Origin of the sequence: Microbacterium sp. NPDC057741, from assembly GCF_042798735.1 — a bacterium.
In the GTDB taxonomy this organism is placed as follows: domain Bacteria; phylum Actinomycetota; class Actinomycetes; order Actinomycetales; family Microbacteriaceae; genus Microbacterium.
This window is the reverse complement of record NZ_JBHVJW010000005.1, coordinates 59,710-72,902: the sequence shown is the minus strand read 5'-3', so window position 1 is coordinate 72,902 and position 13,193 is coordinate 59,710. Positions and strand designations below refer to the sequence as shown.

Annotated in this window: 10 protein-coding genes; 8 read left to right on the top strand and 2 right to left on the bottom strand. The window is 70.0% G+C overall.

Annotated features, from left to right (window positions below; all coding sequences use genetic code 11):
• Nucleotides 1-99: 99 nt before the first annotated feature.
• A complete protein-coding gene (locus ACFVDO_RS15550) occupies nucleotides 100-1,521 on the bottom strand; it encodes a PucR family transcriptional regulator (RefSeq protein ID WP_378859234.1) in 1,422 nt (473 codons plus the stop codon).
• Nucleotides 1,522-1,611: 90 nt separating this feature from the next.
• On the opposite strand from ACFVDO_RS15550, the gene gabT reads away from it, so the two are divergent.
• The 6 genes from gabT (at nucleotide 1,612) to ACFVDO_RS15520 (ending at nucleotide 9,742) form a co-directional block, all read left to right on the top strand.
• Nucleotides 1,612-2,970 carry a 4-aminobutyrate--2-oxoglutarate transaminase gene (gene gabT, locus ACFVDO_RS15545; protein ID WP_378859235.1) on the top strand — a complete coding sequence of 453 codons (1,359 nt, stop codon included), beginning with the start codon at nucleotides 1,612-1,614 and terminating at the stop codon, nucleotides 2,968-2,970.
• Nucleotides 2,971-3,060: 90 nt separating this feature from the next.
• The gene (locus ACFVDO_RS15540; RefSeq protein WP_378859236.1) at nucleotides 3,061-4,422 is read left to right on the top strand and encodes a flavin monoamine oxidase family protein; all 1,362 of its coding nucleotides are present in this window, start codon (nucleotides 3,061-3,063) and stop codon (nucleotides 4,420-4,422) included.
• Nucleotides 4,419-5,303 (top strand): universal stress protein, encoded by an 885-nt coding sequence (locus ACFVDO_RS15535; RefSeq protein ID WP_378859237.1) that lies wholly within the window; start codon nucleotides 4,419-4,421, stop codon nucleotides 5,301-5,303. Before ACFVDO_RS15540 ends, ACFVDO_RS15535 begins: the two co-directional genes overlap by 4 nt.
• Complete coding sequence (locus tag ACFVDO_RS15530; RefSeq protein ID WP_378859238.1) at nucleotides 5,303-6,865, top strand: APC family permease; 1,563 nt, start codon at nucleotides 5,303-5,305, stop codon at nucleotides 6,863-6,865. Before ACFVDO_RS15535 ends, ACFVDO_RS15530 begins: the two co-directional genes overlap by 1 nt.
• Nucleotides 6,866-6,890: 25 nt before the next feature.
• Nucleotides 6,891-8,366: an NAD-dependent succinate-semialdehyde dehydrogenase gene (locus tag ACFVDO_RS15525; protein WP_378859239.1), complete on the top strand. Its 1,476-nt coding sequence runs from the start codon at nucleotides 6,891-6,893 to the stop codon at nucleotides 8,364-8,366.
• Between the two features lie 11 nt (nucleotides 8,367-8,377).
• Nucleotides 8,378-9,742 carry an NAD-dependent succinate-semialdehyde dehydrogenase gene (locus ACFVDO_RS15520; RefSeq protein WP_378859240.1) on the top strand — a complete coding sequence of 455 codons (1,365 nt, stop codon included), beginning with the start codon at nucleotides 8,378-8,380 and terminating at the stop codon, nucleotides 9,740-9,742.
• 297 nt (nucleotides 9,743-10,039) lie between these two features.
• Here ACFVDO_RS15520 and ACFVDO_RS15515 read toward each other — a convergent pair whose 3' ends face one another.
• Entirely contained in the window at nucleotides 10,040-10,636 is a 597-nt protein-coding gene (locus ACFVDO_RS15515) for a TetR/AcrR family transcriptional regulator (RefSeq protein ID WP_378859563.1), read from the bottom strand.
• Nucleotides 10,637-10,682: 46 nt separating this feature from the next.
• Between ACFVDO_RS15515 and ACFVDO_RS15510 the strand changes: the two genes are divergently transcribed.
• On the top strand, nucleotides 10,683-11,306 hold the full coding sequence (locus ACFVDO_RS15510) for an NAD(P)-dependent oxidoreductase (protein ID WP_378859562.1): 624 nt from the start codon (nucleotides 10,683-10,685) through the stop codon (nucleotides 11,304-11,306).
• A gap of 125 nt (nucleotides 11,307-11,431) precedes the next feature.
• Nucleotides 11,432-13,192: a DUF222 domain-containing protein gene (locus ACFVDO_RS15505; protein ID WP_378859561.1), complete on the top strand. Its 1,761-nt coding sequence runs from the start codon at nucleotides 11,432-11,434 to the stop codon at nucleotides 13,190-13,192.
• The last annotated feature ends 1 nt before the right edge of the window (nucleotide 13,193 follow it).

The following is a 13,193-nucleotide window of genomic DNA, read 5'->3' as shown; positions in this document are numbered from 1 at the left end:
ACAGGAGAACCTGCGAGGACAGGAAGAACTATCGAGAATGCTCCTGTTCTGGCCGAACGTCCTGTTCTCGCACCGTGACGCACGTCCGGTGATGACGCCTCAGCGCGCTGCCTGCAGCAGCGCCCACAGCTCGGCCCTGGCGGGGAAAGTGGCGAGGTCGGTCTGCAAGATGCCGGAGGCCTGCGCGATGCGAGCCCGCAGCGTGTGGCGGTGGATGCCGAGTGCGGTGGCAGCCTGCTCGACCCGCGCATCGTGCTCGAGCCACACCCGCAGCTGCTGCTCGAGTGCCGGGTCGGCCTCGCGCAGTCCGGCGAGCCTGCTCTGCGCGACCAGTCGGGCGTCGGAACCGAGCGCGTCCAGGATTCCGATCGGCGCGGCGTATCGGGTCACGCCCTCGCCCGCCCGCCGGAGCGCGGCCCCCGCCTGCTCCTCGGCTCGGGCGATGTCTCCGAGGCGCCCCGTCTCGGAGAGCCCCACCCTGGTGTCGAATGCGGCGGCGTAGGCATCGACGGCGCCGGCATCCGCATCTGCCAGCACGACGATGCCGTCGGCGACCAGCGCGCCCGCCGCGTGCCGGCGCCACCAGTCCGGGTTCGGCGCGGCATCCGTCGCGGCGACGAGCACCGGCTCTGCGGGAAGCTCACGCACGCGCCGCGCCGCGCCGGTCTCACCCTCGCGCAGCAGCGTCAGCACCGCGGCATCCAGCCTCCGCTCGCGCAGTGCGAGACGCTCGCCCTGCTCCAGGGCGAGACCGGCCATCGCGATCACCGAGGTGACCACGGTGCGGGTCTCGGGGTCGAGCGCCGCGGCACCCACGCCGATCACGCCGCGCAGCCGGCCGGTGCTGCCCAGGGTGAACAGCGTCGCGCCGCTCTCGCCGTGCTCGATGGTCTCGCTCGCCGTCGCGCCTCGCGACAGCAGCGCGGCCGCATGCGCGGCGAGCTCGGCCGTCGCCGCGCCGTGCGGATGCTCGTGCACCAGACCGCCCGCGTCGTCGAACATCGTCACCCCGCAGCCGAGGCGGCGGGAGAGCTCTGTGAGCGCGGCGTTCAGGCCCTGCGGCCGCAGTGATGCGATCGCGAGAGCGCGCTGGGCCTCGAGCGCCCAGGTGCGGCGGGCGTAGGTGCGCTCGGCGATCGCCTCGGCGTGCGCGCGGGCGACGGCGATGAACGGGGTGCCGTAGGGCACCTCGAAAAGGGGGATGCCGCGGGCGGCGCAGGCCTCGACCAGTTCGTCGGGTACGCCGGCGCGGTGCACGTCGGAGCCGAAGCCCAGTCCGATCACCCCGCGCTGCGCGAGCCGGTCCACGTAGTCGCCCACCGTCACCCGCTCGAACTGCGTGCCGGTCGTCAGCAGCACCAGATCTTCGGCGAGGAACGGAGTCGGGTCGGCGAGGTCGCTGCTGTGCACCCAGCGCAGCGGGCGATCCAGCGCTCCGTCGGGAAGCTCGGCCGGCAGCAGTCGCAGCTTCAGAGACTGCCGGGTGAGCAGTGTCCGCAGGGTGGGCGTGGTGGTGTCCATCGGCATCCTTGTACGGTCCGGCGAATATCTGACAAAGATTATACGCGGTGGCGAATGCATCCGGCATCGGGCGGTCTTAGCGTTGCACTCATGACCCTCATCGACGAGCCCACCACTGTCCCCGTCGGCGGACCCGGCCTGCCGCAGGTGCGCCGTGTCATCACCGATCTCCCCGGCCCGCGGTCCGCCGAGATCCTGGCCCGCAAGGCCGACGCGGTCTCGGCCGGCGTCTCGCACACCATCCCCGTCGCCGCGGTCGCGGCAGGCGGCGGCGTCGTGGTCGACGCCGACGGCAACTCGCTGATCGACCTGGGCTCCGGCATCGCCGTGACCTCGGTGGGCAACTCCCACCCGAAGGTCGCCGCCGCCGTCGCCGCGCAGGCCGCGCAGTTCACCCACACCTGCTTCATGATCTCGCCGTACGAGTCGTACATCGAGGTCGCCGAGGCGCTGAACCGGCTGACCCCGGGCGCCTTCGCGAAGAAGAGCGCGCTGTTCAACTCCGGCGCGGAGGCCGTCGAGAACGCGATCAAGATCGCCCGCAAGCACACCGGCCGCCAGGCGGTCGTCGCCCTCGACCACGGCTACCACGGCCGCACCAACCTCACCATGGCGCTGACCGCCAAGTCGATGCCGTACAAGAGCGGGTTCGGACCGTTCGCCCCCGAGGTGTACCGCGTGCCCGGCTCGTACCCGCTGCGCGACGGTCTGACCGGGCCCGAGGCCGCCGCCCGCGCGATCACCCTGATCGAGAAGCAGGTCGGCGCCGACAACCTCGCCGCCATCATCATCGAGCCCATTCAGGGCGAGGGCGGCTTCATCGTCCCCGCCGACGGCTTCCTGAACGACGTCGTGGACTGGTGCCGCGAGAACGGCGTGGTCTTCATCGCCGACGAGGTGCAGACCGGCTTCGCCCGCACCGGCCACATGTTCGCGAGCGAGATCTTCGGCATCGAGCCCGACCTGATCACCACCGCGAAGGGCATCGCGGCGGGCCTTCCGCTCGCCGGTGTCACCGGGCGTGCCGAGATCATGGATGCCGCGCACGCCGGCGGCCTCGGAGGCACCTACGGCGGCAACCCGATCGCGTGCGCCGCGGCCATCGCCGCGATCGACGCCTTCGAGAACGAGGGCCTCGTGCAGCGCGCGACCGAGATCGGCAGCATCCTGCTCGGCCGGCTCGCGGTCATGCAGGCCAGCGACCCGCGCATCGGCGAGGTCCGCGGCCACGGTGCGATGATCGCCGCCGAGTTCGTCGACCCGGCCACCGGCGCTCCGGATGCAGCACTGACCGCGAAGGTCGCGAAGGCCGCCATCGCCGAGGGCGTGATCGTGCTCACCTGCGGCACATTCGGCAACGTGATCCGCTTCCTGCCGCCGCTCTCGATCGGCGACGACCTGCTGAACGAGGGCCTCGACGTCGTCGCGGCCGCACTCGCCGCAGCCTGAGACCACCGGCCGCGCGAAGGGTCGGGGGATCTCGGAGCGCGGCCGGTACACCCCATGACGAACAGCCATCTCGACAGAAGGAACTGTGCAATGACGGACATCACTCGCGACGTGGTCATCATCGGCGCCGGCGCTGCCGGCACGACCGCGGCAGGCAAGCTGCGACAGGCCGGCCTGACGGTCGCCGTGCTCGAGGCTCGCGACCGCGTCGGCGGCCGCCTGTGGACCGACGTCATCGACGGCGCCATGCTCGAGCTCGGCGGTCAGTGGGTCTCGCCCGACCAGGACGCCCTCAAGGAGACCATCGAAGAGCTCGGACTCGAGACCTTCAGCCGCTACCGCGAGGGCGACAGCGTCTACGTCGGCCCCGACGGCACGCTGCACCGCTTCACCGGTGAGATGTTCCCGGTGTCGGCCGAGACCGAGGCCGTCATCGCCGAGATCACCGAGCGCCTCGACGCCATGGTGGCCGAGATCGACCCCGACCGTCCGTGGGAGCACCCGAACGCCGAGGAATGGGACCGCGTCACCTGGGACGCGTGGCTCCGCGCGCAGACTAACGACGACGAGGCGGTGCGCAACCTCGCCTTCGCCACCGGCTCGGCCATGCTCACCAAGCCCACGCACACCTTCTCGCTGCTGCAGTCGCTGCTGATGGCGGCGTCGGCCGGCTCGTACTCGAACCTCGTCGACGCGGACTTCATCCTCGACAAGCGAGTCGTCGGCGGCCTGCAGCAGGTGCCGCAGGCCCTGGCCGCGCGCCTCGGTGACGACGTGTTCCTGAACAGCCCGGTGCGCTCCCTGGAGTGGGGCGACGACGGCGTCGTCGCGCACGCCGACGGCGACCTCACCGTGCATGCCCGGTACGCGATCCTCGCGCACGCGCCGGTGCTCTACGACCGCATCTCGTTCGTGCCCTCGCTGCCGCGCCGCCAGCACCAGCTGCACCAGCACCTGTCGATGGGCTTCGTGATCAAGGTGCACGCCGTCTACGACCGCCCGTTCTGGCGCGAGCAGGGCCTGTCCGGCACCGCGTTCAGCCCCTACGAGCTCTCGCACGAGGCGTACGACAACACCAACCACGGCGACGAGCGGGGCACCCTGGTCGGCTTCGTGTCCGACCAGAACGCGGACGACCTGTTCACGCTGTCGGCCGAGGAGCGCAAGGAGCGCATCCTCGAGTCGCTGTCGCACTACTACGGGCCCGAGGCGAAGGAGCCGGTGGTCTACTACGAGAGCGACTGGGGCACCGAGGAGTGGACCCGCGGCGCCTACGCCGCGAGCTTCGACATGGGCGGCCTGCACCGTTACGGCGCCGACCTGCGCGCCGCCGTCGGCCCGATCCACTTCGCCTGCAGCGACATGGCGGGAGCCGGCTACCAGCACGTCGACGGCGCGATCCGCATGGGGCGCCTTGCCGCGGCGAACATCCTCGCCGCGGACGGATCATGACCAGTCCGATCGTCGTCGGCTACACGGCCACGGCAGCCGGAGCCGATGCGCTCGCGCTCGGCATCCGGCTCGCGAAGGCGACGGCAGCACGTCTGCATGTCGTGATCGTGCTGCCGCTCGAGGGCACCCGCAGCAAGGCCGTCGCGCCTGAGCGCGCCTACGAGGACCTGCTCCGTAACCAGGCGCGCAGCTGGCTCGAGGATGCCGCGACGGCGATCCCCGCGGGGATGGTGCACAGCGCGCACGTCCGCTTCGCCGAGTCCTTCGGTGAGGGCCTGCTGGCCGCCGCCGACGAGTTCGGCGCCGCCGTGCTCGTCCTCGGCGCCGCCAACGGCGGCGCACTGCGCCGGCACAGGCTGGGCTCCGTGGCATCCGAACTGCTGCACACCTCGACGGTGCCGGTCGCGCTCGCGCCGGCAGGTCTGTCGGGAGAACCGGATGCGGGGCTGCCGCGCATCACGGTCGCGACCGGCACCCGTCCGGGTGCCGAACGGCTGCTGCAGAGCGCCGTGCGCCTCTCCGCAGCATCCGGCGCAGCGGTCCGCCTCGTCTCGCTGATGCCGCTCGATGTGCCCGCAGGCCTCAACACCGGCGCCATCACTCTGGTGCAGGACGCACACGTCGACCAGGTGCTCGCCGAGGCGCGGGACCGGCTGCCCGCCGAGACCGAGGTCGAGGTGCTGCAGGCCGGCGGCGACAGCATCGAGGACGCCGTCGCGCAGCTGGACTGGCTCCCCGGCGAGCTCGTGCTGGTCGGCTCCAGCCGTCTGGCGCAGCCGCGCCGCCTGTTCCTCGGGTCGACCGCGGCGAAGATGCTCCGCGAACTGCCCGTCCCCATGATCGTGGTGCCGCGTACCGGCACTGAAGCAGGAGACCGCTGATGACCACCGCGAACCGGGCGACGGAGCCCGATTCCTCCGTGACCACGGGGATCTCCCGCAAGGGCCTGAGCGTCGGGACCGTGGGCGTACTCGGCGCCCTGGTGATGGGCATCTCGTGCATCGCCCCCGCATACACCTACACCGCCGGCATCGGCGGGGCGGTCGGCGCCGTCGGGTTCCAGGTGCCGGCGATCCTGCTGCTCGGGTTCATCCCGATGCTGCTCGTGGCCTTCGGCTACCGCGAGCTCAACAAGGCCATGCCCGACTCGGGTACATCCTTCACCTGGGCCACCAGGGCCTTCGGCCCGTACGTCGGCTGGATGGCGGGATGGGGCCTGATCGTCGCGACGATCCTGGTGCTGTCCAATCTCGCCGGCATCGCGGTGGACTTCCTCTTCCTGCTGATCTCGCAGATCTCGGGCAACGAGGCCATCGCCGAGATCACCAAGAACCCGTTCGTGAACGTCGCGGTGTGCCTCGCCTTCGTGGCCCTCGCCGCGTGGGTGTCGTACCGCGACGTGTCGACCTCGCAGAAGATGCAGTACGGCCTCGTCGCGTTCCAGGTCGTGATCCTCGTGCTCTTCGCCGTGATGGCGATCGTCGAGACCGTGCAGGGCAACGCCTTCGAGCCGCATATGCCCGAACTGGCATGGTTCAATCCGTTCGCGATCCAGGGCGGCCTGTCCATGATCGTGATGGGCCTCTCGGCCTCGGTCTTCATGTTCTGGGGCTGGGACGTCACCCTCACCATGAACGAGGAGGCGAAGGACCCGGAGCGCACGCCTGGGCGCGCGGCCATGCTCACCGTGGTCTCGATCATCGCGATCTACCTGCTGCTCACCGTCAGCAGCCTGATGTACTCCGGTATCGGCGACAAGGGTCTCGGCCTCAACAACGAGGACATCGGCGGCAACGTCTTCTTCGCGCTGTCGGGTCCCGTGATGGGCGGCCTGGCGTTCCTGCTCTCGCTGGCGGTGCTGACCTCGTCGGCGTCGTCCCTGCAGTCGACGTTCATCTCGCCGGCCCGCACACTGCTCGCGATGGGGCACTACGGCGCGATGCCGAAGAAGTTCGGCGGGGTCAGCCCTCGGTTCTTCACGCCGGGCTTCGCGACGATCGCCTCTGCTGTCGTCGCTGGCGGCTTCTACGCGGTGATGCGCTTCCTCAGCGAGGACGCGCTGTGGGACACCATCCTCGCGCTCGGCATGATGATCTGCTTCTACTACGGCATCACCGCGCTGTCCTGCGTCTGGTACTTCCGGCACCAGTGGTTCGACTCGGGCAAGGACTTCTTCTTCAAGTTCGCCAGCCCGCTCGTCGGCGGCATCATCCTGCTGGTGCTCTTCGTGATCACCGCGGTCGACAGCCTCGCGCCCGACTACGGCTCGATCGCCATCGGCGCGGATTCGCACGGCAAGGGCGGCATCGGCATCGTGTTCTTCATCGGCGTCGGCCTGCTCGTGTTCGGCGCAGCGCTGATGCTCGTCCAGAGGTTCGCCTCGCCGGCCTTCTTCCAGGGCAAGACGCTGAGCATGGATGCTCCGCCCAGCAACCGCCGCTGACCCAAATCGACAGGAAAGAGAAACCATGAGCACTGCACTTGCACAGAACGAGCAGGACCTGCTCGCCCGCGTCCGCACAGGTCTCTACATCGGCGGCGAATGGGTCGACGCCGAGGGCGGGCGGACGTTCGACGTGCACGACCCGGCCACGAACGCAGTGATCCGTTCGATCGCGGATGCCACTCCCGCTGACGGCATCCGCGCGCTCGACGCCGCCGTCGCCGCACAGGACGCCTGGGCCGCCACGGCACCTCGCACGCGCAGCGACATCCTGCGCCGCGCGTTCGACCTCGTGCAGCAGCACAAGGAGGACCTCGCCCTGCTGATGACGCTCGAGATGGGCAAGCCCCTGGCCGAGGCCCGTGGCGAGGTCGTCTACGGCGGCGAGTTCCTGCGCTGGTTCAGCGAGGAGGCGGTGCGCATCACCGGTCGCTACGGCTCGAACCCTGAGGGCACCGGACGGATGGTCGTCTCGCAGCGTCCCGTCGGACCCTCGTTCTTCATCACGCCGTGGAACTTCCCGTTCGCGATGGCGACCCGCAAGATCGCGCCCGCGCTCGCCGCCGGCTGCACCGTGGTGATCAAGCCCCCGGCACTGACCCCGCTGACCACGATCTTCTTCACGCAGCTGCTGGAAGAGGCCGGCGTCCCGGCCGGCGTCGTCAACGTCGTGCAGACCGCTCGCTCGAGCGCGCTGTCCGCTCCGATCATCGCCGACCCCCGCCTGCGAAAGCTGTCGTTCACCGGATCGACCGGCGTCGGACAGAAGCTCATCGAACAGGCCGCCCAGGGCGTGCTGCGCGTGTCGATGGAGCTCGGCGGCAATGCGCCGTTCGTCGTGTTCGACGACGCCGACCTGGACAAGGCGGTCGAGGGCGCGATGGCCGCGAAGTTCCGCAACATCGGTCAGGCCTGCACGGCGGCGAACCGCTTCATCGTGCACGAGAGCGTGGCCTCGGAGTTCGCCGACCGCGTCGCCGAGCGTGTGCGCGCGATGAAGATCGGCCGCGGCACCGAGGACGGCGTGACGATCGGCCCCCTGATCGACGCGAACGCCGTCGCCAAGGCGGACGAGCTGGTGAAGGATGCTGTCGAGCGCGGCGCGAAGGTGCTCGCCGGCGGCAACGCGCTGGAGGGCGAGGGCACGTTCTACGAGCCGACCGTCGTCACGGAGGTGGCCGCGGGCAGCGACATCCTGCGCGAGGAGATCTTCGGCCCCGTGCTCGCGATCGCGACGTTCCGCGACGAGGCCGAGGGCGTCCGTCTCGCGAACGACACCGAGTACGGTCTCGTCTCTTACGTGTACACGCAGGACCTGGCGCGCGGACACCGCATGATCGACGCGCTGGAGACCGGCATGATGGGTCTGAACGTCGGGGTCGTCTCGAACGCGGCCGCTCCGTTCGGCGGTGTCAAGCAGTCCGGCATCGGCCGCGAGGGCGGGTTCGAGGGCATCCACGAGTACCTGTCCACCAAGTACACGCTCATCCCCAACGACTGAGAGGAAGCACCATGACCGACTATGCCGTCGTCAACCCGGCAACCGGGCAGACCCTCGCCTCGTTCGACACGCTCACCGATGAGCAGGTCGAGCAGGCCGTGGCATCCGCCGCCGAGGCGCACCGCACCTGGTCGCGCACGTCGACCGTCGCCGAGCGCGCCGAGCTGATCCGCCGGATGGCGCAGCTGCACCGCGAGCGCCGCGAGGAGCTGGCCGACATCTTCGTGCGCGAGATGGGCAAGCCCCGCGAGGCCGCTCTCGGTGAGGTCGACTTCGCCGCCGACATCGCCGAGTACTACGCAGACCAGGCGGAGGCGATCATGGCCGACCAGCCGATCGCGATCCTGGGGGAGGGGTCGGCGATCATCCGCCGCTCGTCGCTGGGACCCCTGATCGGCATCATGCCGTGGAACTTCCCGGCCTACCAGATCGTGCGCTTCGCGGCGCCGAACCTGATCGTCGGCAACACGATCCTGCTGAAGCCGGCGCCGCAGTGCCCGGAGTCGTCGACCGCGATCGCCGAGATCTACCGTGACGCGGGCTTCCCCGCCGGCGCCTACCAGAACATCCTCGCGACCAACGAGCAGATCGCCGGCATGATCGCCGACCCGCGCATCGCGGGCGTCTCGCTGACCGGTTCAGAGCGCGCCGGTGCGGCCGTCGCCGAGGTCGCCGGTCGCAACCTGAAGAAGGTCGCGCTGGAGCTGGGCGGGTCCGACCCGTTCATCGTGCTGTCGACCGATGATCTGGATGCCACGGTGCAGGCCGGTGTCGACGCGCGTCTGGACAACAACGGCCAGGCCTGCAACGGCGCGAAGCGCTTCATCGTCGTGGACGGTCTGTACGACGCGTTCACCGAGAAGTTCACCGCGGCGATGGCTGCGGTGACCGCGACCGACCCGATGCAGGACGACACCGTGCTCGGCCCGGTCTCGTCGGAGGCTGCGGCGGAGCGTCTGCAGGAGCAGATCGACGGCGCAGTCGCTCAGGGTGCGACGCTGCTGACCGGCGGCACCCGCGAGGGCGCGTTCTTCGCGCCGACCGTGCTCGCCGACGTCACGCCCGAGATGGACGTCTACCGCGAGGAGCTGTTCGGCCCTGCCGCAGTGGTCTACCGCGTCGCGGACGAGGAAGCCGCCGTCGCACTCGCGAACGACACCTCGTTCGGTCTCGGCTCGTACGTGTTCACCACGGATGCCGCACAGGCGGAGCGCGTGGCGGACAAGATCGAGGCGGGCATGGTCTACGTCAACCTCGTGCTGGCCGACAGCCCCGAGCTGCCCTTCGGCGGTATCAAGCGCAGCGGCACCGCCCGCGAGCTCGGCCACCTCGCGGCCGATGAGTTCGTGAACAAGAAGCTCATCCGCGTGGGCTGAGTCCTCTGGTCGCACGACGCCCCGCCCGGTCGGGCGGGGCGTCGTGCGTTCCGGCGCAGCCTCCGGGCCGCCGCGTCACGGATGCAGGCACGGATGACGGATGCAGGCAGGATCAGCGGCGTGTCCGCCTGCGGGCGTCCGTTCTGCCTGCAGGCGGACACGGAGGCCGTGGGCTCCGTGCACGTGCCGGGTGAGCCGCCACGTCACGGATGCAGGCACGGATGACGGATGCAGGCAGGATCGGCGGCGTGTGTCCGCCTGCAGGCGTCCGTTCTGCCTGCATCCGTACCGGGCCGCTCACTCCTCCGGGCTGAGCGCGGGCAGCAGCACGCCCGCGATGCCTGCGGCGACCCGACGCGGTGCGGCCAAGTTCTCCCTGCCCTCGAACGCGGCGAGGAACCCCTGGTGGAATGCGGCGCCGACGAGCGTGCGCGCGGCTGCAGTGGTGTCGGCGTCGCGGCGGATGCGGCCGGCCCGGCGCTCCGCCTCGAGGTAGCGGCGCACCTCTGTCACGGCCTCCGCCGGGCCCTTGCCGTGGGCGGTGACGCCTTCGCGATGCTGCGCGAGCAGCTCCGGCGTGCCGAAGACCGATGCGGCGAGCGGGAAGGTGCGGGTGAAGAAGGCCATCAGCTGCTCCACCAGGGTCATGATCTCCTCGAAGAGATCCTCCGACCCCGCAGCGTCGGGATCGAAGCGCACCCGTGGCGTGCGCTCCTCGAGCACGCACAGGAACAGGTGCTGCTTGTCGTCGAAGTTCTTGTACAGCAGCGCCTCGGAGAGCCCGGCCTGCTGCGCGATGAGCTTGGTCGTCGTGTTCGCGATGCCGCGCTCGCGCATGACGAGCAGCGCCGCGTCGAGGAAGCGTTCGCGGGCGGGAGGAGCGGGTTCGGCCATGGGGCTATTCTAGTGAGTAAGTGTTCACTCACCCCAGGAGAATCGCATGCGCGTCGTCATCATCGGAGCATCGGGCAGGTCCGGCCGACGGGCTGTCGCCCACGCACTCGCCGCCGGCCACGAGGTCGTGTCGGTGGTGCGCACCCCGTCGTCGGCGCCGCAGTCGACCGAGGTCGCGCAGGCGGATGCCCGAGACATCGACGCTCTCGCTGTGGCGATGGCCGGAGCGGACGCGGTGATCTCGATGCTCGGCTTCGTCAAAGGCGACGCCGACACCCGCATCCTCCGCGACGGCATGGCCGCGACCGTCGAGGCGATGGGCCGCGCGGGCATCCGCCGCCTGATCACGATCTCGGCCGGTGCGCCCTATGTCGCCGGCGACGACCCGCTCGCGCGGTTCGTCGCGAAGCCGATCCTGCAGCGGGTGCTCCGGGCCAACAACGAGGACACGATGGCGATGGATGCCGCGATGGCGGCCTCCGGGCTCGACTGGACCAGCATCCGCCCCGGCCGTCTCGTGCAGGGCACCGGGAGGGTCCCGTACCGCACCCGGATCGACCTCTCCGTGCGGTGGCACTACAGCACCACCTTCGACACCGTGGGCCGTGCCGCCGTCGACGCGCTGACGGATCCGGGCTGGATCGGCCACGCGGTGTACATCACGGAGTGAGGCGCATGCTCGCCTTGGGGGTGCGGCTTGATCGATCAGTCGGGTCCGGCCATCTGGGCTGAAACGTCCGAGAAAAGTCGTGATTCACCCTTCCCGAATTCGTATAAATATACTAAACTGGACGCATGGACGAGGTGTCGGGATTCGAAGAGCGGGATGCTCTTCTCGATGCCTGGGTGGCGTGTCGGCGGGAGATCGATCGGATGGAGGCGAGGGCGGCGGAGCTGCTTGCCGCTCGTCAGGTGCTGTTCGATGCGGATGTCGCGGAGCATCAGCTGGCGCGGGAGTCGATCCGCCGGTCGATGCTCGCGGAGTTCTCTGCGGCGGGGCGCCTGGCGAAGGGGACTGTGGAGTCGGCGTTCGCCGCGTCGCGGACGTTGACCGATCATCACTCTGCGGTGCTGGATGCGCTGCGGGAGGGCCGGATCACGGTCGGCCATGCCCGGCAGATCACGCAGGCGGCGGCGGTGATCGACGAGGCGGTCCGCAACGGCACGGTCGACCCTGCGATGACAGGGTTGTTCGATGCGGCGGTGCTGGCGTTCGCCGAGCAGGACTCCCCGGCGCGCACCGGGGTGCATGCGCGGCAGGTGGTAGCGGCGCTGCTGGGGGAGACGGTGCGGGAGCGGCATGAGCGGGCGCGGGCGGAGCGGTGCGTGCAGATCGTGTCGCTCGAGGACGGCCTGGCGAGGTTGACCGCGGTGCTGCCGGAGCACATCGCGTTCGCGATCCGCGACCGCCTTGACCAGCTCGTCCGTGAGGTCGTGCGTGCCGAGAAGGCGGAGGCTGAGGAGCGGGCGACGGAGGCCGCGGACCGCCGCACGGGGAACGCAGAGCGCGCGCAGACCGACGGCGAGCCGTCCGATGGTGTGCTGGCCAATGGTTTGCAGGCGGACCGCGTTGGAACAGGTGCCGGGCGTGCTGCGATGGAGGTTTCGGCGGATGGTGCGGCGTCGACGGGCAGCATTGCTCGCGGTTCGATCGACGCCGTGGTCGCCACAGCCGATGAGGGCACGTTCGCGGATGAAGACGCTCGGTGCGCGGCATGGTCGGATCGTCTGCCCGATGACCACGACTCGATCGAGGAGTTTTTCGCTCGGGTAGAGGCGTTCCTGGCCGCCGAGTCCGAGTCTGGCAGCGGGAGCAGCCTCGACAACGGTTCGCCCCAGACCGGCCGACCCTTCTTCGGCCATCCCGACGACGAGTGGTTCCCCTCCGACCCGGAGCCGGCGGGCGAGTTCCTGGCCCGGATGGACGGGTTCCTCGCCGACCTGAATCGGGCCGACGACGCCGAACGGGCTGGCGAGCGCACGCTGGATCAGATCCGTGCTGACCTATTCGCCGACCTGTTGCTCGGCGCCGATCCGACCGCCCTGTCCGGTACCGGGCTGGATGGTGTTGCCGCTCGGATCCAGGTCACCGTTGCCGCGAGCACGCTCGCCGGCGCTGACGATCGGATGGCCGAGATCGACGGGATCGGTCCGGTGCACCCGGACGTAGCCCGGAAACTGGCGGGGCGAAGTCCCGGGTGGGCCAGGCTCTTCCTCGACCCGACTGGAATGGTCGTCGAGACCGACGCCTACACGCCGACCGATGGGATGCGCAGATTCCTGCGTGCCCGCGATCAGCACTGCAGATTCCCCGGCTGCCGTCGACCCGCGGTCTCCTGTGAGATTGACCACAACCACGACCACGCCCTCGGTGGGCCGACCGCGATCGACAACCTGGCGCACTTCTGCCCCGCGCACCACCGGCTCAAACACCCCAGCGTGCCCGAGCAGTTCCGTTGGACGGCACGCATCGGCACCGACGGCGCGGTCGCCTGGACCGCGCCCGACGGCCGGGAGTACTCCGACGCCGCACCCCGACACGTCATGTTCGTCTGAG

Bases quoted from the DNA above. Each gene is read 5' to 3' on its own strand.
- ACFVDO_RS15535 (WP_378859237.1), top strand. From the start codon at position 4,419: ATGACCAGTCCGATCGTCGTCGGCTACACGGCCACGGCAGCCGGAGCC.
- ACFVDO_RS15550 (WP_378859234.1), bottom strand. From the start codon at position 1,521: ATGGACACCACCACGCCCACCCTGCGGACACTGCTCACCCGGCAGTCT.
- ACFVDO_RS15505 (WP_378859561.1), top strand. From the start codon at position 11,432: ATGGACGAGGTGTCGGGATTCGAAGAGCGGGATGCTCTTCTCGATGCC.
- ACFVDO_RS15520 (WP_378859240.1), top strand. From the start codon at position 8,378: ATGACCGACTATGCCGTCGTCAACCCGGCAACCGGGCAGACCCTCGCC.
- gabT (WP_378859235.1), top strand. From the start codon at position 1,612: ATGACCCTCATCGACGAGCCCACCACTGTCCCCGTCGGCGGACCCGGC.
- ACFVDO_RS15530 (WP_378859238.1), top strand. From the start codon at position 5,303: ATGACCACCGCGAACCGGGCGACGGAGCCCGATTCCTCCGTGACCACG.
- ACFVDO_RS15515 (WP_378859563.1), bottom strand. From the start codon at position 10,636: ATGGCCGAACCCGCTCCTCCCGCCCGCGAACGCTTCCTCGACGCGGCG.
- ACFVDO_RS15510 (WP_378859562.1), top strand. From the start codon at position 10,683: ATGCGCGTCGTCATCATCGGAGCATCGGGCAGGTCCGGCCGACGGGCT.
- ACFVDO_RS15525 (WP_378859239.1), top strand. From the start codon at position 6,891: ATGAGCACTGCACTTGCACAGAACGAGCAGGACCTGCTCGCCCGCGTC.
- ACFVDO_RS15540 (WP_378859236.1), top strand. From the start codon at position 3,061: ATGACGGACATCACTCGCGACGTGGTCATCATCGGCGCCGGCGCTGCC.